The sequence below is a fragment of the Proteus terrae subsp. cibarius genome, from assembly GCF_011045835.1.
Lineage (GTDB): Bacteria > Pseudomonadota > Gammaproteobacteria > Enterobacterales > Enterobacteriaceae > Proteus > Proteus cibarius.
The window spans coordinates 307,217-331,769 of record NZ_CP047349.1 but is presented as its reverse complement, the minus strand read 5'-3'; the positions used below and the strand labels follow the sequence as shown (position 1 = coordinate 331,769).

At 38.0% G+C, this 24,553-nt stretch carries 19 protein-coding genes, 1 tRNA gene and 1 pseudogene; 16 read left to right on the top strand and 5 right to left on the bottom strand.

Features of this window, described 5'->3' with window-relative positions; all coding sequences use genetic code 11:
• Window positions 1–12: 12 nt before the first annotated feature.
• From GTH25_RS01665 to GTH25_RS01655, 3 genes are all read left to right on the top strand, one after another.
• The gene (locus GTH25_RS01665) at window positions 13–2,517 is read left to right on the top strand and encodes a fimbria/pilus outer membrane usher protein (RefSeq protein WP_238795180.1); all 2,505 of its coding nucleotides are present in this window, start codon (window positions 13–15) and stop codon (window positions 2,515–2,517) included.
• 9 nt (window positions 2,518–2,526) lie between these two features.
• Window positions 2,527–3,585, top strand: a complete 1,059-nt coding sequence (locus GTH25_RS01660; protein WP_075672220.1) for a fimbrial protein — start codon at window positions 2,527–2,529, stop codon at window positions 3,583–3,585.
• Between the two features lie 492 nt (window positions 3,586–4,077).
• Complete coding sequence (locus GTH25_RS01655) at window positions 4,078–4,299, top strand: hypothetical protein (RefSeq protein WP_099660261.1); 222 nt, start codon at window positions 4,078–4,080, stop codon at window positions 4,297–4,299.
• Between the two features lie 221 nt (window positions 4,300–4,520).
• On the opposite strand, the pseudogene GTH25_RS01650 reads toward GTH25_RS01655, so the two are convergent.
• Window positions 4,521–4,697, bottom strand: a pseudogene (locus GTH25_RS01650) (Arm DNA-binding domain-containing protein); the annotation flags it as partial.
• 159 nt (window positions 4,698–4,856) lie between these two features.
• Window positions 4,857–4,941 (bottom strand) — tRNA-Leu (locus GTH25_RS01645).
• Between the two features lie 1,522 nt (window positions 4,942–6,463).
• Here GTH25_RS01645 and ampH point away from each other — a divergent pair.
• Window positions 6,464–7,693 carry a D-alanyl-D-alanine-carboxypeptidase/endopeptidase AmpH gene (gene ampH, locus GTH25_RS01640; protein ID WP_164530281.1) on the top strand — a complete coding sequence of 410 codons (1,230 nt, stop codon included), beginning with the start codon at window positions 6,464–6,466 and terminating at the stop codon, window positions 7,691–7,693.
• 68 nt (window positions 7,694–7,761) lie between these two features.
• On the opposite strand, the gene lptG is transcribed toward ampH, so the two are convergent.
• Window positions 7,762–8,841, bottom strand: a complete 1,080-nt coding sequence (gene lptG / locus GTH25_RS01635) for an LPS export ABC transporter permease LptG (RefSeq protein ID WP_075672202.1) — start codon at window positions 8,839–8,841, stop codon at window positions 7,762–7,764.
• Complete coding sequence (gene lptF, locus GTH25_RS01630; RefSeq protein WP_075672200.1) at window positions 8,841–9,938, bottom strand: LPS export ABC transporter permease LptF; 1,098 nt, start codon at window positions 9,936–9,938, stop codon at window positions 8,841–8,843. The genes lptG and lptF overlap by 1 nt, the downstream gene beginning before the upstream one ends.
• A gap of 286 nt (window positions 9,939–10,224) precedes the next feature.
• Here lptF and pepA point away from each other — a divergent pair, with 286 nt between their 5' ends.
• The 6 genes from pepA to GTH25_RS01600 all read left to right on the top strand — a co-directional run bounded on the left by pepA (window position 10,225) and on the right by GTH25_RS01600 (window position 17,879).
• On the top strand, window positions 10,225–11,733 hold the full coding sequence (gene pepA / locus GTH25_RS01625; protein ID WP_075672198.1) for a leucyl aminopeptidase: 1,509 nt from the start codon (window positions 10,225–10,227) through the stop codon (window positions 11,731–11,733).
• A 105-nt stretch (window positions 11,734–11,838) separates the two neighbouring features.
• Entirely contained in the window at window positions 11,839–12,288 is a 450-nt protein-coding gene (locus GTH25_RS01620; protein ID WP_023583544.1) for a DNA polymerase III subunit chi, read from the top strand.
• A gap of 13 nt (window positions 12,289–12,301) precedes the next feature.
• Window positions 12,302–15,190, top strand: a complete 2,889-nt coding sequence (locus GTH25_RS01615) for a valine--tRNA ligase (protein ID WP_099660263.1) — start codon at window positions 12,302–12,304, stop codon at window positions 15,188–15,190.
• A 374-nt stretch (window positions 15,191–15,564) separates the two neighbouring features.
• Entirely contained in the window at window positions 15,565–16,074 is a 510-nt protein-coding gene (locus tag GTH25_RS01610; RefSeq protein WP_075672317.1) for a GNAT family N-acetyltransferase, read from the top strand.
• A gap of 422 nt (window positions 16,075–16,496) precedes the next feature.
• Entirely contained in the window at window positions 16,497–16,664 is a 168-nt protein-coding gene (locus GTH25_RS01605; protein WP_036914671.1) for a YhfL family protein, read from the top strand.
• A 345-nt stretch (window positions 16,665–17,009) separates the two neighbouring features.
• Window positions 17,010–17,879, top strand: coding sequence for a pirin family protein (locus GTH25_RS01600; protein ID WP_099660264.1), 870 nt, complete (start codon window positions 17,010–17,012; stop codon window positions 17,877–17,879).
• A gap of 106 nt (window positions 17,880–17,985) precedes the next feature.
• Here the strand turns inward: GTH25_RS01600 and rraB are convergent, their stop codons facing one another.
• The gene (rraB, locus tag GTH25_RS01595) at window positions 17,986–18,417 is read right to left on the bottom strand and encodes a ribonuclease E inhibitor RraB (RefSeq protein WP_099660265.1); all 432 of its coding nucleotides are present in this window, start codon (window positions 18,415–18,417) and stop codon (window positions 17,986–17,988) included.
• 184 nt (window positions 18,418–18,601) lie between these two features.
• On the opposite strand from rraB, the gene argF reads away from it, so the two are divergent.
• The 6 genes from argF (at window position 18,602) to nrdD (ending at window position 24,553) form a co-directional block, all read left to right on the top strand.
• A complete protein-coding gene (argF, locus tag GTH25_RS01590) occupies window positions 18,602–19,606 on the top strand; it encodes an ornithine carbamoyltransferase (RefSeq protein ID WP_109419178.1) in 1,005 nt (334 codons plus the stop codon).
• Between the two features lie 178 nt (window positions 19,607–19,784).
• Window positions 19,785–19,955, top strand: coding sequence for a hypothetical protein (locus tag GTH25_RS01585; protein ID WP_164530178.1), 171 nt, complete (start codon window positions 19,785–19,787; stop codon window positions 19,953–19,955).
• Window positions 19,955–20,890 carry an aspartate carbamoyltransferase gene (pyrB, locus tag GTH25_RS01580; protein ID WP_075673603.1) on the top strand — a complete coding sequence of 312 codons (936 nt, stop codon included), beginning with the start codon at window positions 19,955–19,957 and terminating at the stop codon, window positions 20,888–20,890. Before GTH25_RS01585 ends, pyrB begins: the two co-directional genes overlap by 1 nt.
• 13 nt (window positions 20,891–20,903) lie before the next feature.
• Window positions 20,904–21,362 carry an aspartate carbamoyltransferase regulatory subunit gene (gene pyrI, locus GTH25_RS01575; RefSeq protein ID WP_006535648.1) on the top strand — a complete coding sequence of 153 codons (459 nt, stop codon included), beginning with the start codon at window positions 20,904–20,906 and terminating at the stop codon, window positions 21,360–21,362.
• A 321-nt stretch (window positions 21,363–21,683) separates the two neighbouring features.
• Complete coding sequence (locus GTH25_RS01570) at window positions 21,684–22,070, top strand: RidA family protein (RefSeq protein ID WP_006535650.1); 387 nt, start codon at window positions 21,684–21,686, stop codon at window positions 22,068–22,070.
• A 344-nt stretch (window positions 22,071–22,414) separates the two neighbouring features.
• Window positions 22,415–24,553 (top strand): anaerobic ribonucleoside-triphosphate reductase, encoded by a 2,139-nt coding sequence (nrdD, locus tag GTH25_RS01565; RefSeq protein WP_075673604.1) that lies wholly within the window; start codon window positions 22,415–22,417, stop codon window positions 24,551–24,553.

The window sequence follows — 24,553 nt, the reverse complement described above, 5'->3', positions numbered from 1 at the left end:
ATATTATTCAATATGAAAAAGACAATGGCTAATTATTTTAATAAATCGTCACTTCATTTATTTGTTGTGGGTGTTTTATTTGCTTCTTTTAATATATCAGCAAACGATTATTATCCTGCTAATCTATTAAATATTGAAGGAAGCACTCAACAAGTCACTAATGAAGACCTCAATGTATTTAGAGAGAATAGTATCGCTCCAGGACTCTATACAGTAACACTTTTTGTAAATAACAATCGTATATCAACCCGTGAATTTGATTTTATTCTAATGGAAGATGAAGGTAATAATAAAATATTAGCCCCTCGTCTTTCAGCTGAAGAATGGTATAACGCGGGTATTGATCTCCCTCATGATGTAATTAATAAAAATAATGGTTTTATTAATCTCAACGATATCAACAATGCAAGTGGTTATTTAGATTTAAATAGAAAACAATATGTTTTAACACTGCCACAGTTATATGTTAACGAAGATAGATTAAAAGAGAATGAAATAAAAAATTGGAATTCAGGTATTCCTGCATTATTAGTGAATTATGCATTATCTTCATTTAATAGCCGTAGTCATGGCAATACGACAGATAGTTATTATGGCAATATTCAAACCCAAGTTAATTTAGGTCCTTGGCGTTTTAATAATTATTCAACATGGACAAAGAATGAAAATGGCGATAAAAAATGGAATACATTAAGTAATGTTCTTTCTAGAGCAATTACCAGCATTAATAGTGAGTTAATGATTGGTGATCTCTATTCCTCTTCACAGCTATTTGATTCAGTAAAATTTAGAGGTATTAAACTCGTCACTGATAGATTAATGACACCAACACAAAACAGAACCTATGCGCCTAGTGTTTCTGGCATTGCCAATACAGAATCTGTTGTCACTATCACCCAAAACGGCCAAGTGATTTATAAGCGTAGCGTACCTGCTGGGCCTTTTAATATCACCGATTATTATCCAATGAACAGTGGCGGTGATTTATATGTCAGCGTGACTGAAGCCGATGGATCTGAAAAGAATTTTATTGTGCCTTTTTCTTCTATTGCCAATCTTGAAAGAAAAGGTGAAATAAAATATAGCTTTTCAACTGGTAAATATGACGGCAATAACAGCGGCGATGGTGCTTATGTTGTTCAAACCGAAGCTTTCTATGGTTTAACTGATTACGTCACTCTTTATGGTGGTGTACTGCTCGGTGAAAAATATCAATCTGTTGGTGTTGGTACAGGGGTAAATTTAGGGAGCTATGGCGCGATCACTACCGATTTGCTATACGCCAAGTCTTCCACTAACAATGGCAATGATCCATTACATGGAAATGCATTTAGAGTAAATTATTCTAAAAATATATCAGTAACAGATACAACGCTTTCGTTAGTCGGTTATCGCCATTTTGATGCCAACTTTCTTAACTTTACGCAAGCGATGGAGCACAAGGATACAAAATACAATCCACGCGATGGATTGAAAAATGAGTATACACTATCCATTAATCAGCCTTTATTTTCTAATAATGCTTCAATTAATTTAAATTCTGTCATTTATAAATATGTGAGTGGTAAAACTGTTCATTCTTATAATGCCGGCTTTAACAGCGCGATTAATAAAATTAACTATAGCGTTTATTACACTTATTACGATGGCAGTCGTTATAACGACAATAATAAAAGTAGCCATGATTTAAGTATGAATATCAGCATTCCTTTTTCATTGCATGATAACTACATTTGGGCAAATTATGGTATATCGACCAATAATGATAACCAAGTATTACAAACTGCACGTTTAAGCGGAACCTATGGTGATAAAAACCAAGCAAATTGGGATGTTTATCAAGGATATGGCAATAAAGGTGTTAATTATAGTGGCGGTTTAAATGGCTCTTATAAAGCCCAAAGCGCTGTTGTTAATGCTGGTTATTCATATACGCAAGATAAGCAAAATATCAACTATGGTATTAGTGGTGCATTAGTTGCAACACAATATGGCACGGTGTTTGCTCCGTCATTACAACAAACGAATGCATTAATTTTAATCAAAGATACTTCAGGTGTTGAAGTGATCAATGGTCAATCCATTAAAACCAATAATAGTGGATTAGCCGTTGTTTCTGGTATGTCTCCTTACCAAAAAAATAGCATTAGCGTTAATACTAATTCAATCCCAAGTAACACTGAAATCTCGAACAATATTATTAGTAATATTATTCCGACCAAAGGGGCATTAGTGTTAGCGGATTTTGATGCTAAAAAAGGATTTAAATTCCTACTAACATTACAGACACCGGATAAGAGTACTATCCCAATGGGGGCTAAAGCCGAAATTGATAACGATAATACGCAATTAGTCGCAAGCTTCCATCAACTCTATTTTGTTGCCAATAAACCGCAAGGCAATATTCAAGTTTCATGGACAATTAATGGCGAGCAAAAAAGCTGCCATGCAACCTATGATATTGATAATAAAACTCCTGTTAATGGCTTATATATTTTAGATACTGAGTGTAAATAAGGAAATAAAATGACTAACTTAAAAAATAAGATGAATAAATTATTATTTCTAATTTTTACTCTTAGTTTATCCTCTCTCTCATTTTACAGCCATGCCGCTCCTGATTGTGTCAATAACGGGGGGATTAAACATGGCACGATGGATGCTAGAGGTGGCACTATTGAACTAAAAGGGATGATTAAAAAGAATCAAGAAGTAGCTCGTTTTACATTTAAGCGTGATGGCTCTGATGTTGCAGTCGCAGATTGCCCAGATGGTGCTGAATTCTATGCTTATGCAACATATAGCGAAGCTAGTGGGGTTATACCAAGTTACTATATGGATATTGACGGCAGACCTGCATATTATGTTGTACGCAAACCTAATACCGGTTTAGATGATTATGCTTATGTTCTTATTGAGAATGAATCTGGTCTTTCATTTAGAAGCCAACCAGGGCAAGAAGTCCCAGTTAATGCGCCCAAACTTAATACCAGAGACGCTACAGTCATTGTTTACGCGACTAAAGATAATCCTAAATCACAGCGTTTTACGACTCAATATATTGGCTCGATATTAATTAATCGCTTTAATTCTGGTGGTGGAACAACGGCGGTTGGTTTTAGTTATCGTTTATCTGTAAATATTATTAGTGCGCCAACATCTTGCAGTGCTGAAAATACAGATCTTGAGATGAACTTACCTAAGATGCCTATTACTGCATTTTCTGATATCGGATTTCCACGCGATAATCAATATGCTGAAGATCATCTCAGAATAAATTGCACAGGTGATGCCTCCGCTAAAATAAAATTAATGGCTCACAACACCACAAGTTATGAGGGGCAAAAGACAATTATCAAACCCGATAATGAAGGTAATAGTGATAATGCCAAAGGTGTCGGTTTTGTGGTTTCATCTCCTTCCAGTGGCGATACCGTTTTAATTAATAATCAGTTTGTAAAACTTGCTGATTTAACCAGTGGTATTAATAACGTTCCATTAAAAGCTGAATATTATCGTTATGGCGATGAGGTAAAACCCGGCAAGCTCAGTGCTTCCGCAAACTTTGTGTTGGAGTTTGATTAATAAAATACACAATAGGTAAACCAAGTTAAAAAGGAAAAATTAAAATTTATATCGAAGGATTTACCTATGGAACAATGTATGCGGGAAAAGAATTTAATAAAATTTATGAGATAGATGTTGAATAAATAATTTAACATATGGAAATAATTTTTCACGATGCAAGTGGCGTTTCAATTCATGTTAAATATTCATAATACTTAGCATTGATACTATAGACTCACCAATTTCTGGCGGGACTATCTGGTAAGTATTAGCAAAATGGTTTGAAAGAGCTCAAGGTGAGACTTCATGGAATAATCATTGGGTAGTTTTGGCTGCTCCTATTTCTGATGAAAATGGTAAAAATATAAATTTAGATAATAGCCTTGATACAATAGCTAATTTTAAATCATTTTCCTGGGGGAAGTTAGATGGTATGTAAAAGAAGGAAAAACATTAAAATATATATTAGAACACATGTTTGGCGCACTTATTTTTAAAAAGTAATCTAATATGAGATTTATTATTTACATTTTATTCTTTTTATTAATTGGTTATGGCAATCCAACACCTAAAGTGACACCTGATAAATTACCTAATGCAGTTGTGACTCATCCTTATTCTGAGCTAGTTCAGATATCTGGTGGTGCATTAAATAGAAAAAGCGTAGAAATTGTAATAACCCCCAAAGACTCCGGTTTAGAATGGAAACCTAAAGTTTCTTATCAAAAATAGGGAGATGAAGTTAAAAAAGATTAAGATTTTCATAATATTACAATTTATAGCCCCCTATAAAAAAGATGTTATTACTATCTCTATATTTGGCTCGTCTTTAGGAACTATGTATCCAGGTAAAGGGTTCGATAAAGTTTATCAAGTCACAGTAAATTAATTAATAACTTACTCATTCTTCTTTATTGCTATGATTATTATACGATTATTTTTTATATTAATTTTTTGCGTTTTTTGCTTGGATCAAATCCATTAGCAATTAACTTTCTGGCTGTATCTCTTTTCTCTCTGGCTTCTGCGAGTGAGATTTCAGGATAGATACCCAGAGCTAACATTTTTTGCTTACCGCCAAAGCGATACTGCAAACGCCAATATTTTGAGCCGTTGGTACAAACTATTATCGAATCGAGAGATACCAAAACGCTTATACCAACAACATGCAACAGCAGATACTTGATGTGAATTGATTTTAGTATAGCGAGGAAGACTAAGTGGAAGGAAAACACCCCACAAACCCTAAATTTCAGGCATAAAAAAAGACGCTCTTAGCGTCTGATTTTTGGTGCCGAAGGCCGGACTCGAACCGGCACACCCGAAGGCGGTTGATTTTGAATCAACTGCGTCTACCAATTTCGCCACTCCGGCACTGAAGTGTGTCTGGAAAACCTGCCCATTATACTTGCGTGAACAACCCTCGCAACAATTATTGTTAGTTTTCAGTTTGATTGGCGAAAAAAAGTGCATTTGGGGTCTATTGTTATCATAAACCACGATTTATAGGTCACATCAAGGTATCTATCGTTAACGCTTTAATCGTGTTGTATCGATCAATCAATTATCTTGTATCTAAATTTATTTATTATCTTATTTCTATTTTTTATTGCTTATTTTTTATTTCTTATTAGTTCTTCTTTTTAAGATCACACCATCATTATATAAATTCATTAAAACTAATTTAACCAAACGATATATTTTAAAATATATAACGATAAATAAAAAAAGGATCAAAACTTGGGTTAGTGTTTTGATCCGACAGTACTGCTAATAGAGGGCTTAATTTTATTTTAATGACTATAAGTTATTTTTGTAGCGTCATTGCCCTTTTCTTCCCTGGTGTGAGGAAGAAGGTAGTTATGTTTTATTAATATAATGTACTTCTTTATCTATACTACATATTATTGATATAAGGATTTACTTCTTTAACAAAGCACTTCTTACTACTACATAGAAAATTACTACTTAACATAAAGATACTTATTTACTGCTTTAACGTAGGCACAACTATCTAATATAAAGGTACTTATTTACTACTTTAACGAAGGTACTGCTATCTAATATAAAGGTACTTATTTACTGCTATAACAAAGGTGCAATTATTTAATATAATGGTGTTGGAATATTACTACTAATATATAACTTATTTATTATTGAAGAGGCTATTTGATAATATGCCTTCTTATTACTTCACTCTATTATTGCTGTGTTATCTTTGCTCTGTAACTCTTATATTCTCAGTCTCTCGACTTGATGAAGCTATAATAAATTTAATTTCACAATCCCACAATCAGTAAATTATTACAAAATATGACACACTCTTATATTACCTTTATAAAATTTCAATAAAAAATCAAAAAATAATAAATACAAGAATAAAAAACCATAAAAGCAACAAACACAAGACCATGACACCATTCGTTAACATTTTCTTGATATACATATCCTAACTTAATAATAAAGAAAAGCTAATAATAGGATTAAAAACTAAGGTAAACCAAGAGAAATTGTAACTTAACGGTAATACTTACCTCATTTTTAGAGGAGAAATCTGAGGGGAATGTCTTTTTATGATGCAATTTTTCTTCACTATCTTTTTCTTAGAGACAATTTGACACATTTAATGCCAACTTTTTGATAACTGACTCTTGCACTGATAGACATTCTTATTTCTGATAATATAATCAAAATTTGGTTTAAAACTGATTAGAAGGCGGTGTTATGGGCATTGTTGGCTGGATTATAACGGGCATATTTGTTGGTATTATCTTAGGTGCCGTATTAAAAATGATAAAGAAAAAATAGCGCGATAAGAAAGGCACCAAATTAAAACATAAATAATCTTATGTTGATCGCATTCCTTTCACCTCACTGACTTCTGTTGAAAGTAAAAATGAAAAAACATTTTCTAAAGTATCTTATGATCCCCGTCGCTTTACTGACCTTAAATGCGTGTAGCCAACGTTCGTCATTATCACCAGCGACACAACCGTCTATGTTAAATCAACAGAACAATGTGCCTGAACTGACGCAATGGCCTACAGCATTAAGCCCTAATGTACGTAATGCAAGTGCGTTGTTTGATAAATACGCTTCACAGATTTATCAAAAGAGTAATCCTCAAGGCATGGTTATTGTCATGATCAATAACTCTCAAACCTTGAACCGCTCTTTTGGGACGACAACACCTGAAAGTCGCAATGCACCATCAATGAACTCACTGATCCGTATCGCTTCTATCACAAAGCTGATGACCAGTGAAGTGATGTTAAAGTTACAAGATGATGGAAAATTATTAGTCACCGATCCACTGCAAAAATACAGCTACTACGGCGTAAATATCCCATTAGTTAACGCTCAATCCCCTATCCGTCTTTATCATTTAGCAAGCCATACTAGTGGCTTTCCACGAGAACAACCTGGCGGAAAATGGGGAAGACCTGTTTTTATATGGCCAACACATGGCGACCGCTGGAACTGGTTGAAAAAAGCAACGCTAACATCAACCGCAGGGGATCAAGCCGCTTATTCAAATCTCGCTTACGATCTATTAGCGGATGCCTTAGTGAAAGCATCTGGTAAAAGTTATCCTCAACTTTTACAACAATATGTCACTCAACCTGCGGGTATGACTAGCACCACGTTGACACCAACGCCAAAACAATGCCAACGGCTATTAGTAGGATATAAACCAAGTCCATGCTCAGACACCATTGCTGCAGCCGGAAGTGGCGGTGTGTACTCAACACCCGCCGATATGCAACGTTGGATGCAAGGCTTTTTGACTTCTCATAATGCCATGCGAAAAGCAACCGCAAGTAAAGAGCAATCTGTCTACTTTCCTCGTAATCGACTCTCTTCAATAGAAGGTATGGACGTTGCAGGTCGTGCTGATGGTGTAGGTTTAGGCTGGGTTTATATGGCTCCAACCAATGGCGTTCCAGCGATTTACCAAAAAACTGGCGGTGGCGGTGGCTTTAATACTTATATGGCAACCATTCCTGAATTAAATATCGGTGTATTTGTGGTGATCACCCGTAAACCTAGTGGCACTAAATTTAGTGAAGTCACTCAGGGGACTAATGCACTTGTTCGTGCTCTAGCAAAAGATTTTTATCAGTGATCGCATATTCAATAACGATAAAAAAAGCGCCTTGTAAGGCGCTTTTTGTTTTTCTTGGCTGATATTACTTAGCGGTTACGCTTCATCAATAACCATAAACTTAATGTTAAGAAGAGTATTCCCGGTACTAATGCTGCAATCACTGCAGGTATGCCATAAACCAGACTTAATCGTCCTGAAACCTCATTGACGATATAGAATAAGAAGCCAAAAGAGATACCCGTTAAGACTCTTAATCCCATTGGTACTGTACGTAATGGGCCAAAAATAAATGACAATGCCATCAACATCATTACTGCAACAGAGACTGGAGCAAAGATTTTTTTCCAGAAATTCAGCTCATAGTTTGCTGATTCTTGCCCACTCTGTTTTAGATATTTAACGTACTGATAGAGCCCACTGATTGATAATGCATCCGGATCTAACGCCACAACACTTAATTTTTCAGGCGTTAGTCGTGTTGGCCACTCAAGTGATACCTGTTTTTTACCTGTGATTTTTTGTGGGTTCGTTAAATCTGACATGTCGACTTGCTTCAACATCCACGTTTTATTATTCACATCGTAGGTTGCACTTGATGCATAGCGTACTGTTTCTAGTTTTCTATCATTATTAAAATCATAGAGTGTGATGCCTTGCATCTCATTTTGGCTCTTTATTCGGTTGATATGAATAAATTGATTGCCATCTTTAGCCCACATACCGCGGTTAGTAGAAACTAAAGAGTTACCCATGATTTTTTCAGCGCGATAGTTACGTGCGTATTGTTCACCTTGTGGTGCGCCCCATTCACCAATAAGTACTGTTAACAGCACTAATGGAATAGCAGTTTTCATCACAGAGCCTGCAATTTGCAAACGGGTGAATCCCGATGCTTGCATCACCACCAGCTCACTACGCGTTGCTAATGCACCTAATCCTAATAACGCACCCAATAAGGCAGCCATAGGGAAGAAAATCTGCACATCTTTAAGGATATTTAAAATGGCATAAATACCCGCATCCAGCGTGGTGAAATCCCCTTGTCCTACTTTACGGAGTTGATCGACAAATTTGATAATGCCGGATAGTGAAACCAGCAAAAATAACGTCATCAAAATTGACTGTAAAATAGTACGCCCGATATATTTATCTAATACACCAAACATCAGGCAACTCCTTTCTTAAAGCGAGCACGGAATTTACGCATAGGCAAGGTATCCCAAATATTTAATAAGATAGCCAAGGCAAGATAAACGCCATTAACACTCCACATTGCAATTAGCGGATCCAGTTTTCCTTTTTCACCATTAGAGTGCAATGAACTTTGTAATAAGAAGAACACCAAATAAAGCAACATGGCAGGTAGCATACTTAATACGCGGCCTTGGCGTGGGTTTACCTCACTTAAAGGTACGACCATCACAGCCATAATGACAACAGAGAAAATTAAGGTTAAACGCCAATGGAATTCAGCGATAGACTCTGTTTCATTAGAATGCCAAAGCTCAGTCATCGTTTTTTGTTCTACACGGTTACTGCTAATAGTAGATTCACGGTGCCCAATAACAGCTTGGTAGTCATTAAAATCAGTAATACGAAAATCACGTAATACAGCCGTACCTTCATAGCGAGTTCCCTCACTGAGTACGACTATCTGATTACCGTTGGGCAATTCTTTGGTATAGCCTTTATCTGCTACCACGACAGAAGGACGCTGATCTTGTGTTGGACGTAACTGTGCAAGGAACACATCTTGGAATTGATTCCCTTTCACGCTACCAAGATAGAGCACCATATTGCGGTCACTGGACATCTTAAATTGTCCTTCCATCAGTGCAGCTAAACTTGGGTTAGCTTTAGCATCCTCAAGGACTTGCTCTTGATGCACCGAAGACCAAGGAATAAGCCAAATGACATTTCCTGCAGCTAATGCGCTGGTCAGTAATGAGAGCAATAGTGCAGCTTGCACTAATGCTTTCTTACCAATTCCGCACGCATTCATGACGGTTATCTCACTTTCAACATAAAGTTTGCTGTAAGTCATCAGAAGCCCAAGAAAAAGGCTTAATGGAAGAATAAGCTGTGCCATCTCAGGAATGCCCAGCCACAGCAGAGAAACCACAAGGTTTGTAGGTATATTACCTTCTACAGCAGCCCCTAAAATTTCAACCAGTTTTTGGCTAAAGAAGATAAGCATCAAAATAAATAAGATGGCTATCTGACTTTTAAGGGTTTCCCGAGCTAAATATCGAATTATAATCACGCTAGTTATGCCTGTGAAAACTTGTCTTTTTGCAGGAAAATCGCTAACTTCGTTGTATATCTATCATTTGTGCATCTCAGTTAGACATTCTTGCAGCCCAAATGATATCAAAACATGCTATAAACAGGTTCCCAATAAGAACAAGCTTATAAGTTAGCTAAATTAGTTGTGTTCAATTAATGCATTTAGCTTAACATAAAAAGTAAACTTTCTATGGGGTAGATTAATGCGGATCACTATTCTAAACGATACTTTCCGTTTTTGTCTTTAATATTCAGGAGAACGCATGGAGTTTAATGTAAAAAGCGGCAGCCCAGAGAAACAACGCAGCGCTTGTATTATCGTGGGGGTGTTTGAGCCTCGTCGTTTATCTCCGATCGCGGAGCAACTTGATAAAATCAGTGATGGCTATATCAGCGCCCTGTTACGCAGAGGTGAACTGGAAGGCAAAGTCGGGCAATCATTGCTGTTACATCATGTACCAAATGTTCTCTCTGAGCGCGTTTTACTGATTGGTTGCGGTAAAGAGCGTGAATTGGATGAACGCCAGTATAAACAGATCATTCAAAAAACCATTAACACTCTCAACGAAACTGGCTCTATGGAAGCCGTATGCTTTCTGACTGAGTTGCATGTTAAAGGTCGTAATAATTACTGGAAAGTGCGTCAAGCGGTTGAGACTGCAAAAGACTGCCTCTATACCTTTGATCAACTGAAAAGCAATAAGACAGAATTACGTCGTCCATTGCGTAAAATGGTCTTTAATGTACCTACTCGTCGTGAACTACCAAGTGGTGAACGCGCAATTGCACACGGTTTAGCTATCGCATCAGGTATTAAAGCATGTAAAGATTTAGCTAACATGCCACCTAATATTTGTAATGCCGCTTATTTAGCGTCTCAAGCTCGTCAATTAGCAGACTCATCTTCAAATGTTTCTACGCGTGTTATTGGCGAAGAACAAATGAAAGAGCTAAGTATGAATGCTTACCTTGCGGTAGGACAAGGCTCTCAAAATGAATCTTTAATGTCGATTATCGAATATAAAGGCAATAAAGATCCTGAAGCTCGCCCAATCGTATTAGTAGGTAAAGGACTGACATTCGACTCAGGTGGTATTTCTATCAAACCTGCTGATGGCATGGATGAGATGAAATACGACATGTGTGGTGCAGCAACGGTTTACGGTGTGATGCGTGTTGTGGCTGAACTCCAGTTACCAATCAACGTTATTGGCGTACTTGCAGGCTGTGAAAACATGCCGGGTGGAAAAGCGTATCGCCCTGGTGATATTTTAACAACCATGTCAGGTCAAACCGTTGAAGTATTAAATACTGATGCTGAAGGTCGTTTAGTACTGTGTGATACGTTAACTTATGTTGAGCGCTTCGAGCCTGAATTAGTTGTCGATATCGCAACATTAACAGGTGCTTGTATGGTGGCTTTAGGGCATCACTACAGCGGATTAATGTCTAATCATAATCCATTAGCACATGAGTTAATGAATGCATCTGAGCAAGCAGGTGATCGCGCTTGGCGTTTACCATTAGGCGATGAGTTCTATGAACAAATCGAATCTAATTTTGCTGACTTAGCAAATACAGGTGGCCGTTTAGGTGGCGCAATTACAGCCGGTTGTTTCTTAGCGCGTTTTGCGACTAAATATAACTGGGCTCACTTGGATATTGCAGGTACCGCATGGCGTTCTGGCAAAGCAAAAGGCGCAACAGGCCGTCCTGTTTCTTTATTGTCTCAGTTCTTACTTAATCGCGCGGGTTTGAATAGCGACGATTAATACCGCATAATTATCAGGGTTAAGGTATTACCCTATTATTATGGTAAATAGAGCAGACTCCAAGAAGGGTATTGCAACGCAATACCCTTCTGTTATCGGGATATCATGAAAAACGCCACGTTTTATTTAATGGAACACCCATCAATACATGATGATTTACAGGCTCATGAGTGGCTTGCCTGTCAACTTACCGCTGAACATTGGCGATTAGGCAAACGTATTTTGTTGGTTTGTGAGTCTCAGGCTCAAGCTGAATTGCTTGATGAGGCATTATGGGCAAGAGAACCTCATCAGTTTGTTCCTCATAATCTTGCCGGTGAAGGCCCTCGTTATGGCTCGCCTGTTGAATTATGTTGGCCTGGAAAACGTGGTAATGCACCTCGTGATCTCTTGATTAATTTGCAATCGCAATTCGTAGACTTTGCCACAGCTTTCCATGAAGTGATAGACTTCGTACCTATTGATGAACAATTGAAACAGTTGGCGCGTGAGCGATATAAAATTTATCGTAGCGTCGGCTTTACTTTGACAATGGCTACGCCGCCAACCTATTGAATACGTAAAGAATATGGAAAATAAATCCGCACCAAAAGAGCCATCGCTCGACACAACATATAATCCAGCAGAGATTGAACAACCTCTGTATCAGCATTGGGAAAAAAACGGCTACTTTAAAGCCAATGGCGATACAACGAAAGAAAGCTTCTGTATCGTGATCCCACCACCAAACGTGACGGGTAGCTTACATATGGGTCATGCTTTCCAGCAGACCATTATGGATACCATGATCCGTTATCAGCGCATGCAAGGTAAAAACACCTTATGGCAGTCAGGTACTGACCATGCGGGCATCGCGACTCAAATGGTCGTTGAGCGTAAAATTGCTGCTGAAGAAGGTAAAAATCGTCATGACTATGGTCGTGATGCATTTATTGACAAAATTTGGGAATGGAAAGCGGAATCAGGCGGTAATATTTCTAACCAAATGCGTCGTTTAGGTAACTCGGTTGATTGGGAACGTGAACGTTTCACAATGGATGAAGGGTTATCTAAAGCGGTTAAAGAAGCTTTTGTTCGCTTACATAAAGAAGATCTCATCTACCGCGGTAAACGCCTTGTAAACTGGGACCCTAAATTACACACGGCGATTTCTGATCTTGAAGTTGAAAACCGTGAAGTTAAAGGATCTATGTGGCATTTGCGTTACCCTTTAGCGGATGGAGCAAAAACAGCTGAAGGTAAAGATTACCTGATTGTTGCAACAACACGTCCTGAAACCATGTTAGGTGATACTGGTGTTGCTGTTAACCCTGAAGATCCTCGCTATAAAGATTTAATTGGTAAAGAAATTATTCTACCAATCGTGAACCGTCGTATTCCTATTTTAGCGGACGAACACGCTGATATGGAAAAAGGGACTGGTTGCGTAAAAATCACCCCTGCTCACGACTTTAATGACTATGAAGTTGGACGCCGTCATCAATTACCAATGATTAATATCATGGATTTTGATGGCAATATCCGTGTCAGCGCAGAAGTATTAGACACCAACGGTGTTGAATCTGACGTTTACAGCACTGAAATTCCAGAAGCCTACCAAGGTATGGAACGCTTTGCTGCACGTAAAGCAATCGTCGCTGAATTTGAACGCCTAGGTTTATTAGAAGAGATCAAACCTCACGATTTAACCGTACCTTACGGCGACCGTGGTGGCGTGGTTATCGAACCTTTATTAACAGACCAATGGTATGTTCGCGCAGCACCTTTAGCGAAACCTGCCGTTGAAGCGGTTAAAAATGGTGATATCCAATTTGTACCAAAACAGTACGAAAACATGTACTTCTCATGGATGAATGATATCCAAGATTGGTGTATTTCTCGTCAACTGTGGTGGGGTCACCGTATCCCTGCTTGGTATGACAACCAAGGCAACGTTTATGTTGGTCGTGACGAAGAAGAAGTTCGTCGTGAAAACAATATCGCTGCTGATGTGGCATTACGCCAAGATGAAGACGTACTCGATACGTGGTTCTCATCCGCACTGTGGACATTCTCAACATTAGGCTGGCCTGAAAATACCGAAGCACTAAAAACATTCCATCCAACGAATGTATTAGTCAGTGGATTCGATATCATTTTCTTCTGGATCGCCCGCATGATCATGATGACCATGCACTTTATTAAAGATGAAGACGGTAAACCGCAAATTCCATTTAATACGGTTTATATGACAGGTCTTATTCGTGATGAAGAAGGCCAGAAGATGTCAAAATCCAAAGGTAACGTACTTGACCCTCTGGATATGATTGACGGTATTTCATTAGAGAACCTGTTAGAAAAACGTACTGGCAATATGATGCAGCCACAAATGGCTGAAAAAATTGCTAAACGTACTAGCAAAGAATTCCCTGAAGGTATTGAAGCACACGGTACAGACGCTCTGCGCTTTACCCTAGCGGCATTAGCTTCAACAGGTCGCGATATTAACTGGGATATGAAACGTCTATCAGGCTACCGTAACTTCTGTAACAAGCTGTGGAATGCAAGCCGCTTTGTTCTGATGAATACAGAAGATCAAGATTGTGGCTACCAAGGTGGTGAGATGACATTCTCACTGGCTGACCGTTGGATCTTAGCTGAATTTAATAATACCGTTAAAGCCTATCGCGAAGCATTAGATAACTATCGTTTCGATATCGCTGCCGGTATTTTATATGAGTTCACTTGGAACCAATTCTGTGACTGGTATCTTGAGCTATCAAAACCTGCTGTACACAAAGGTAATGATGCACAAAAACGCGCAGCACGTCATACACTGATTGAAGTGTTAGAAGGCTTACTGCGTCTTGCTCATCCAATTATTCCATTTATCACAGAAACCATCTGGCAACGTGTGAAGGAAGTTAAAGGCATTGAAGGCGAAACCATCATGCTACAGGCTTTCCCTGAGTTCGATGCTTCACTAGTGGATGAACAAGCACTGAACGACCTGGAGTGGATCAAAGAAGTTATCGTTGCAGTTCGTAATATCCGTGCTGAAATGAATATTGCTCCGGGTAAACCACTTGAAGTTATCCTACGTGGTGCCGATGACAATGCGAAACGTCGCGTTAGTGACAATATTGGTTTCTTAAAAGCAATGGGTCGTTTAGCTGATATCCGTCCATTAGCAGAAGGCGAAGAAGCGCCATTATCGGTTAATAAACTGGTTAACGGTGCAGAATTGCTGATCCCAATGGCGGGCTTTATCGATAAAGATGCAGAGCTTGCACGTTTAGATAAAGAGCTTGAAAAAGTAGAAAAAGATATCTCAACTTTAGACAGCAAATTATCTAACGATGGCTTTGTTAGCCGTGCGCCAGAAGCGGTTGTTGCTAAAGAGCGTGAACGCTTAGCGACATGCTTAAATGCAAAAGAGAAGCTAATCGCACAGAAAGTCTCTATCGCCTCTTTATAAGCACTATCGTGTTAAAGACACTGAGATTAATAATAAAAACCCGCGTTTACCGCGGGTTTTTACTTAGTCTCTTTCAGTCAGAAAATAAAACCTTTTTTCACTTCATTTCTTACTATTCACGGTTCTATTCTCGTTAATACGTCTTTTCGTCCTCTATTTCCACTTAAATTTAATCACTCACTAAAATATAACGCTAGAAATAAAGGAAGAAGTTAAGCAAAGAAGAGGGGTTAACGGTTTACAAACACGCTTAATCAATTAAGATAGTTTTTGTAGCCATCCGTGCTACTTTCAATGAAGAAGTTCCTTTCCGGTGCTCTCTCAATTAATAATCAAAAAATATTCTACTAATAAGTGAAACGATGAGTGCAACTATGACTGCAACCCAAGCTATAACCTCAAATATTGTTATTCGAGCGATTGAAAAAAAAGATAACGCAGGTATTGCACGCGTTATTCGTGAAGTCTCGGCAGAGCATGGTTTAACTGCCGATAAAGGCTTTGCGGTTGCCGATCCAATTTTAGATACCCTCTATGAAGTTTATCATCAGCCACGCAGTGCTTACTGGGTTGTTGAAATGGATGGAGAAGTTGTTGGTGGAGGTGGTGTCGCACCACTTGCTGGTGGCGATGGCAATACTTGTGAACTACAAAAAATGTACCTTTCATCCAAATTACGTGGCAAAGGTATTGCGAAAAAAATCGTTCTGCAATCTCTTGAGTTTGGTAAAGAGCAAGGCTTTAGCCGTTGCTATTTAGAAACCACAGATATCTTAAAAGCGGCTGTCGGTTTATATGAAAAACTAGGATTCGAATTTATTGATGAAGCATTAGGCAACACTGGACATAGTGATTGTGAGATCCGTATGGTGAAGCCACTTTAAGCATTCTTGCTGTTCCCTATGTAATACAATAAATAAAATAAGCTCTACTTTACCCGCATTTTTATGCGGGTTTTTATTAGCAATAAAATAGCATCTATTAACACAAATCCTGTTTATCAAAATGATATAAATAGAACATATTTCTATGCTTATTTTCACAATTAATTTCTTAATTAATTATTATCAAAATATTATTAATAAATTTCTTATCTTAAATTTTATTAAAACTTACAAGTTTAAATCGTTTTTCATTTCACTCTATCTGATTATATTTCCCTTCTTAAATAAAATATTATTTATCTTATTTTATATTTAAAAAAAGAGATTTTTTTATATTGCTATTTATAGCTAATTTAATATCTTTATGCAGATAAAGCCATGCAATGGCTTTTATAACTCTAAAATTTAAAAGGAATTTTTTCATGAAAAACTTTGTTAAAATTGCACTTATTGCTTCTGTAATTACTGTAATGACCGGTTGTACTGGTAGCGTATACAATAAAGAAAAAGACTGTAACTACGACTACTTACTGCACCCAGCAGTTTCTATTTCTAAAATCATTGGCGGTTGTGGCGACACAAGCAAATAAGATTTAAGAAATAAATATATTAATAAACTACATTCTGACTTATTGTTGCTAAGAAAGAATGTAGTTTTTTGTTTTCAGTTTTAAAAACAGAATCAAATAAAGGCCTATTACACTAAGAGCTATTTCATCAATTATTTAAATATAGCCTCTTTATTACATTCTTTTTCTTTCTTTTTCACCATCCAAAGTCATTCATTTTTTTTGAACACCATCAACAAATTCCCCCTATTTTGTTCATCACGCGAACACTTTATGATCAGTCTCATTAAGAAATCGCAATAATCTGTATTACCTCCTTCTGTGTCTTGGTTATTGCGGTTTCTTTCCTTAACTCGGAGAACAATCATGACTATCAGACAGGTTAATCATATTTATTCGGCGCCAAATTCACACTGGGTAGGTAATGGCTTTCCAGTCAGCACCTTATTTTCCTATCAGGAAAATGGTGAGAAACATAGCCCGTTTCTGCTGATGGATTATGCCGAGCCAACACTGTTTAAACCTGTTACCAATGCCCGTGGTGTAGGAGCGCATCCTCATCGTGGATTTGAAACCGTAACAATCGCCTATCAAGGCGAAGTTTCTCATCATGACTCTAAAGGTCATGCTGGAACGATTACCGCAGGTGATGTGCAATGGATGACCGCAGCTTCTGGCATTTTGCATAAAGAGTATCACTCTGAAAAAATGACCAAAGAAGGTGGTGTATTGGAAATGGTGCAACTTTGGGTGAATCTGCCAACAGCGTTCAAAATGACACAGCCTCGTTATCAGGCACTGAAAGCAGAGGATATTCCTCATGTTGAATTACCTAATGATCAAGGCTATGTCCGAGTGATCGCTGGTAATTATACTAATACCCAAGGTATCGCAATGACCTACTCACCATTGAATGTGTGGGATCTGCGTTTAAATCGTGCAGGTGTTTCTCATTACAGTATTCCTGAAGGTCATAATGCAATGTTGTTTGTAGTAAAAGGTGCCGTTCATATCAATGACAGTGAAATTGCACGTCAACACGATATGGTGATGTTAGATAATCATGGCGATACACTGACATTAGAGTCAATGGGTGACACCATTGTTTTAATTCTAACAGGTGAGCCGATTAACGAGCCTATCGCAGGGCAAGGGCCTTTTGTGATGAACACGCAAGAAGAGCTACTACAAGCTTTTGATGATTATGACAATGGTAAGTTTGGTGTAATGGATTAATAAGATTACCTTAAAAACAATAACACCAGTCACAAAGCAACAATTTTGTGGCTGGTGCTATATTGCACTGATAAATCAGGTACAAAAGGACAACATTTAGCAAAAATTAATGTAAACGTGATGACTTATCAGACTCTTCTTCGTCGTCTTCGCCTTCACCGTCTTCATCATCATACTCAGCGTCAGGATCTTCAAAATAAGTACCCCAACCATCGTAATAGACACCCATTTTTTCAGCTAAATTCATTAGTTGCTCAACTTGAGCATCAATAAGTTCAGCATTTAAACCACTTTCGCTTACTGCATCAAAGCAAACTAAAATCTCACCTGATTCGACTTCAATTTCCTCAGGCTCTGTCACTTCGTAACCTAATTTAAAAACTTCAACGGCTGCTTTTTCTAGTGTTTCAAAATTTTCACAAGAAATATGGTGCTCAATGGCATACAGTGCATCTGGATCACTGCCATCTTCCAGTAATTCTTCAATAATAAGACGTGTTTCTTCACGTTGTTCTGCTAACTCTTTGCTGTCCGCCATAATCATGCTCCGCAATAGTCTGAAAAGGTATCTTGCTCATTCTCCCACAGGCAGGATCAACACTCCATACTTAATATGATGCCCTTATCGCATACTGTTTAAATTAAAAGTTTTCCTTTAGGGGTTGATGATGAATATTTATTGATATAAATTGAATATAAATTCAATAACAGGATGTCACCCTATGAACCCTTTTTATCAAAAATCATTCTTACGTTTACTTGATTTTTCACCTGCAGAAATTCAACAACTGCTTACATTGTCAGCTCAATTGAAAACAGCCAAAAAATCAGGTCAAGAAACTCAATATCTTACAGGAAAAAATATCGCACTGATTTTTGAAAAAGACTCAACACGTACCCGTTGCGCGTTTGAAGTCGCTGCATTTGATCAAGGCGCAAGAGTGACTTATTTAGGGGGTGGAAGCCAAATTGGACATAAAGAATCGATAAAAGATACCGCGCGTGTATTAGGCCGTATGTATGATGGTATTCAGTATCGAGGTTATGGGCAAAAAACAGTGGATGCACTTGCACAATATTCAGGTGTACCTGTTTGGAATGGTTTAACCAATGAATTTCACCCAACACAGCTGTTAGCCGACTTGCTGACTATCACAGAACATCAAACTAAACCGTTATCAGAAACAGTATTTGCTTACCTTGGTGATGCTCGTAACAACATGGGTAATACCATGCTGGAAGCATCCGCATTAACAGGTATGGATTTACGTTTAGTTGCACCTAAAGCATGTTGGCCTGAAGCAAGTTTAGTTGCTCAATGCCAAGAGATTGCCAAGAAAAATGGCGGAAATATCACGCTAACTGAAAATGTAGCGGAAGGCGTTAAAAATGCTGATTTTCTTTACACTGATGTGTGGGTTTCTATGGGCGAACCCAAAGAGGTTTGGAAAGAGCGTATCGCTTTACTTAAGCCTTATCAGGTCAATATGGATGTTATAAAATTAACCGGAAATCCAGACGTCAAATTCCTTCACTGTTTACCCGCTTTTCATGACGAAGAAACAACAATGGGTAAAGCATTAGCTGAAGAATTTAATCTCTATGGTGGCTTTGAAGTTACTGATGAGGTTTTTGAATCAAAACACAGCATTGTGTTTGATGAAGCAGAGAATCGTCTTCACACCATAAAAGCGGTGATGGTCGCGACCCTTGCAAATCCTTTCTAAAGTACATAATCATGCAAAACACCTATTTTTTATTTATGAAAAAATAGGTGTTTTCTTCGTTTTATCTCAAGCTTATTGATTTTTAAATTAAAAAAAATTTTTTAATAAAAAATAAAAGCAAACGCTTGCGTGTAACTCTAAGATGCGTATAATGCGCCACAATTTGTCAGGAGGAAAGATGAAACAGCGCCTATTCCAATTCGTAACAAAAACAAGCACCTTAACTGGTCGCAAGCGCATTCTCTTTTTTCCAGTAGCCCAATTTTTTAAAACCCCTCTTATTGAGGGGTTTTTTTTGGCCTATAAAAAACCATCTATCGCACAATTCATCGCTAAAGGAGAACTCTAATGACTAATCCGCTCTACCAAAAGCATATTATCTCCATCAATGATCTGGACAGGGAAGATTTGGAGTCTGTTCTTCACGTTGCTAATAAACTCAAACAGCAACCTAATAACGAATTGTTGAAAGACAAAGTGATTGCGAGCTGTTTTTTTGAAGCATCAACACGTACTCGCTTATCATTTGAGACAGCTATTCACCGCCTAGGTGCATCAGTTGTCGGTTTTTCTGATGGAAGCAACACTTCACTGGGTAAAAAAGGTGAAACATTAGCGGATACCATTTCGGTTCTTCGTACTTATGCTGATGCCATTGTTATTCGCCATCCTCAAGAAGGTGCAGCGCGTTTAGCCTCTGAGTTTGCTGGCGATATTCCAGTACTCAATGCAGGTGATGGTGCAAATCAGCATCCAACTCAGACTTTACTGGACTTGTTTACCATCCAAGAGACGCAAGGCCGTTTAGATAATCTCAATATCGCGATGGTCGGTGACTTAAAATATGGCAGAACAGTGCATTCACTGGCACAAGCATTGGCGAAATTTAAAGGTAATCATCTCTATTTTATTGCCCCTAAAGTGCTCGCCATGCCAGAGCATATTCTTCACTTGCTGGAAGAAAATGGTGTTGAATACAGCCAGCATGAAACAGTAGATGAAGTGATGCCAGAGCTAGATATTCTGTATATGACTCGCGTACAAAAAGAGCGTTTAGACCCATCTGAATACGCAAATGTTAAAGCTCAATTTGTTTTAACTAGCGCTGATTTAGTGAATGTGAAAGATAACCTCAAAATCCTACATCCATTGCCACGTATCGATGAAATCACGACAGATGTAGATAAAACACCTTACGCTTACTATTTCCAACAAGCAGGCAACGGTATCTACGCACGTCAGGCATTACTTGCCTTAGTCCTGAATAAAAACTTAGTTCTTTAATAAGGAGCACACCATGACACATGATCACAAACTAAAAGTTGAAGCTATCAAACGTGGGACTGTTATTGATCATATTCCAGCGCAGGTGGGCTTTAAAATTCTTTCACTGTTCCGCCTAACAGAAACTGATGAAAGAATAACCGTAGGTTTTAATTTACCTTCAGAAAATTTAGGTAAAAAAGACTTAATTAAAATCGAAAATGTCTTTTTAACCTCTGAGCAAGCAAACCGTTTAGCGATGTATGCGCCTCAAGCAACTGTAAATATCATCGATGATTATCAAGTCGTTAATAAGATGGCATTAAGCTTGCCGGAATTGCTTGAAGATGTGGTGCCTTGTCCTAATAGCAACTGTATTAGCCATAATGAGCCAGTACAAAGTAGTTTCCGTGTCAAAAAACTGGCCTCAGATGTTGTATTAACCTGCAAGTACTGTGAAAAAGAGTTCGAACGCCACGCAGTTATTCGTTAATTCTTTTAACTATCTGCTCGCAAGGGCAGATAGTTTTTTAATAAGAATAGAATAATTTCCTCTCAATACACATAATATCCTCTCTCTATACAAGACAAAAACCCATCATCTTTTTTATAAAAAATTTGCTATAAATTAGCCATTTTCATGGATTAAAAACCATCAAAAAATAGAAAAGAACGCTACGATTATTTTCTTTTTATACTTACAGACTTTATGATAAAGCCTGATATCTGTCATATTGCTAACCTACAGCACTGGCTATAATAGCGCCGTGCTAATCAAGCGTTAGCCTTAATCTTATAAAAACAGGAGTTCTACATGTCTTACGAAATTAATACCGATAAAGCCCCTGCAGCAATTGGCCCTTATGTACAAGGCGTTGATTTAGGTAATTTAGTGATCACTTCAGGTCAATTACCTGTTGATCCTGCAACGGGTGAATTTGTTTCTGATAATGCAGCAGAACAAGCTCGTCAATCTTTAGAAAACGTAAAAGCAATCATTGAAAAAGCGGGTTTAACTGTTGCTAATATCATCAAAACCACTGTTTTCGTAAAAGATTTAAATGATTTCGGTACGATCAATGCTGCTTATGAAGCATTCTTCAAAGAGCATAACGCTGCATTCCCTGCTCGCTCTTGTGTTGAAGTTGCACGTTTACCAAAAGATGCAAAAGTAGAAATCGAAGTTATCGCTATCCGTTAATTTCGTCTCAATAGCAAGCCATAAAAAAGCAAAGGTCTCTTTATGAGCACTTTGCTTTTTTTATGTTCTCACTTTTCGATGAATAATTTATCACTTCTGTTTTTGGCACATATTTACAATTCTACCAATCCCTCTTGAGGCCTGATGTAGCAAAAATACCTTGATGTAGATCAGTTTTAATGAAGATTATTTTCCTTTCAATTACTATATATTGTGCTTTAATACATATCGACCTACAACATATAGTAATTATACACATCTTATCCACAATAAGCCTGAATGCTGTGCCATCACCTGTTTTTATGGGATTTGAGCCTGTGGATAAATAGTTAAGGAGCAAGATTGTGAAAACCATAGTGATAAAACGAGACGGATGTAAAGTCTCTTTTGACCAAACCCGCATCAGCGATGCTATCAAAAGAGCGGCCGTAGCTTGTGAGATCACTGATGATGATTATTGCGTATCCGTCGCTGAATCTGTTTCACAATCTCTCGCAGGACGTTCGAATGTCGATATCCGTGAGATCCAAGACGCCGTAGAAAATCAGCTGATGGCTGGTGAACATAAAGATGTCGCCAGAGCCTATATTGAATACCGTCATGACCGAGATGTTGCTCGTGAGCAACGTGGAAGACTAACTCAGGAAATTCGAGGTCTTATCGAACAAAGTGATGTCTCTATTCTTCATGAAAATGCGAATAAAGACAGTAAGGTTATCCCTACCCAGCGTGATTTACTTGCGGGTATTGTGGCTAAACATTACGCAAAATTGCATATCCTGCCAAGAGATGTGGTACTCGCTCATGAGCGTGGTGAAATTCATTATCATGATCTCGATTATTCACCGTTTTTCCCTATGTTTAACTGTATGCTAATTGACCTTAAAGGCATGTTAAACAATGGCTTTAAAATGGGAAATGCGGAAATAGAACCCCCTAAATCTATTTCAACAGCAACAGCAGTAACTGCACAAATTATCGCACAAGTGGCAAGCCATATTTATGGCGGTACAACGATAAATCGTATCGATGAAGTATTAGCGCCGTTTGTAAAATCAAGTTATGACAAACACTATAAAGTAGCGCAAGAGTGGCAAATTGCTGATAAAGAAGCCTATGCAAATGCGCGCACTGAAAAAGAGTGTTATGACGCATTCCAATCTTTAGAGTATGAAGTTAATACACTGCATACAGCTAATGGGCAAACACCATTTGTCACTTTTGGTTTTGGCCTTGGTACGTCAAAAGAAGCGCGTTTAATTCAACGATCTATTCTTGAAAATCGTATGGCTGGTTTAGGCAAAAACCGTAAAACAGCTGTTTTCCCTAAACTCGTTTTTGCCATTAAAGATGGTTTAAACCATAAATTTGGTGATCCTAACTACGATATCAAACAACTTGCACTTGAATGTGCAAGTAAACGCATGTATCCCGATATCTTAAATTACGATCAAGTCGTTAAAGTAACAGGTTCATTTAAAACGCCAATGGGTTGTCGTAGCTTCTTAGGTGTTTACGAGGAAAATGGTGAGATGATCCATGAAGGTCGTAATAACCTCGGTGTTATCAGCCTGAACTTGCCACGTATTGCTATTGAAGCTCAAGGTGATGAAGCGACATTCTGGTCGCTACTTGATGATCGTCTCGAATTAGCGAAAAAAGCACTGATGACACGTATTGCTCGTTTAGAAAACGTCAAAGCACGTGTTGCCCCAATCCTTTATATGGAAGGTGCTTGTGGTGTTCGCTTAAAAGCAGATGATAATGTAGCTGAAATCTTTAAACATGGCAGAGCATCAATCTCATTAGGTTATATCGGTGTTCATGAAACCATTAATGCACTGTTTGGTACCCAAAAACACGTTTTTGATGATGAGACCTTAAGGGAAAAAGCTGTCGCAATTATTAATCGTCTGCGTGAAGCAACAGATCAGTGGAAAGCAGAAACTGGCTATGGTTTTAGCCTTTACAGCACACCAAGTGAAAACTTATGTGATCGTTTCTGTCGCTTAGATGCAGCTGAATTCGGTATTTTACCGGGTGTAACGGATAAAGGTTATTACACCAATAGCTTCCACTTAGATGTTGAGAAGAAAGTAAATCCATACGACAAACTGGATTTTGAAGCGCCTTATCCTCCATTAGCCAATGGCGGTTTCATTTGTTACGGCGAATATCCAAACTTACAGCATAACCTTAAAGCGTTAGAGGATGTGTGGGATTACAGCTATACCCGTGTTCCTTACTACGGCACAAACACACCTATTGATGAATGTTATGACTGTGGTTATACCGGTGAATTCTCTTGTACTAGCAAAGGCTTTACTTGCCCACGTTGTGGTAATCACAATCCAGCGAGAGTTTCCGTTATTCGCCGTGTATGTGGATATTTAGGTAGCCCAGATTCACGTCCATTTAATGCGGGTAAACAAGAAGAAGTTAAACGTCGTGTAAAACATCTGGCAAATGGTCAGTTAGGTTAA

Coding starts and splice junctions, on each gene's coding strand:
- GTH25_RS01665 (WP_238795180.1), top strand. CDS start 13: ATGAAAAAGACAATGGCTAATTATTTTAATAAATCGTCACTTCATTTA.
- GTH25_RS01660 (WP_075672220.1), top strand. CDS start 2,527: ATGACTAACTTAAAAAATAAGATGAATAAATTATTATTTCTAATTTTT.
- GTH25_RS01655 (WP_099660261.1), top strand. CDS start 4,078: ATGAGATTTATTATTTACATTTTATTCTTTTTATTAATTGGTTATGGC.
- ampH (WP_164530281.1), top strand. CDS start 6,464: ATGAAAAAACATTTTCTAAAGTATCTTATGATCCCCGTCGCTTTACTG.
- lptG (WP_075672202.1), bottom strand. CDS start 8,841: ATGTTTGGTGTATTAGATAAATATATCGGGCGTACTATTTTACAGTCA.
- pepA (WP_075672198.1), top strand. CDS start 10,225: ATGGAGTTTAATGTAAAAAGCGGCAGCCCAGAGAAACAACGCAGCGCT.
- GTH25_RS01620 (WP_023583544.1), top strand. CDS start 11,839: ATGAAAAACGCCACGTTTTATTTAATGGAACACCCATCAATACATGAT.
- GTH25_RS01615 (WP_099660263.1), top strand. CDS start 12,302: ATGGAAAATAAATCCGCACCAAAAGAGCCATCGCTCGACACAACATAT.
- GTH25_RS01610 (WP_075672317.1), top strand. CDS start 15,565: ATGACTGCAACCCAAGCTATAACCTCAAATATTGTTATTCGAGCGATT.
- GTH25_RS01605 (WP_036914671.1), top strand. CDS start 16,497: ATGAAAAACTTTGTTAAAATTGCACTTATTGCTTCTGTAATTACTGTA.
- GTH25_RS01600 (WP_099660264.1), top strand. CDS start 17,010: ATGACTATCAGACAGGTTAATCATATTTATTCGGCGCCAAATTCACAC.
- rraB (WP_099660265.1), bottom strand. CDS start 18,417: ATGGCGGACAGCAAAGAGTTAGCAGAACAACGTGAAGAAACACGTCTT.
- argF (WP_109419178.1), top strand. CDS start 18,602: ATGAACCCTTTTTATCAAAAATCATTCTTACGTTTACTTGATTTTTCA.
- GTH25_RS01585 (WP_164530178.1), top strand. CDS start 19,785: ATGAAACAGCGCCTATTCCAATTCGTAACAAAAACAAGCACCTTAACT.
- pyrB (WP_075673603.1), top strand. CDS start 19,955: ATGACTAATCCGCTCTACCAAAAGCATATTATCTCCATCAATGATCTG.
- pyrI (WP_006535648.1), top strand. CDS start 20,904: ATGACACATGATCACAAACTAAAAGTTGAAGCTATCAAACGTGGGACT.
- GTH25_RS01570 (WP_006535650.1), top strand. CDS start 21,684: ATGTCTTACGAAATTAATACCGATAAAGCCCCTGCAGCAATTGGCCCT.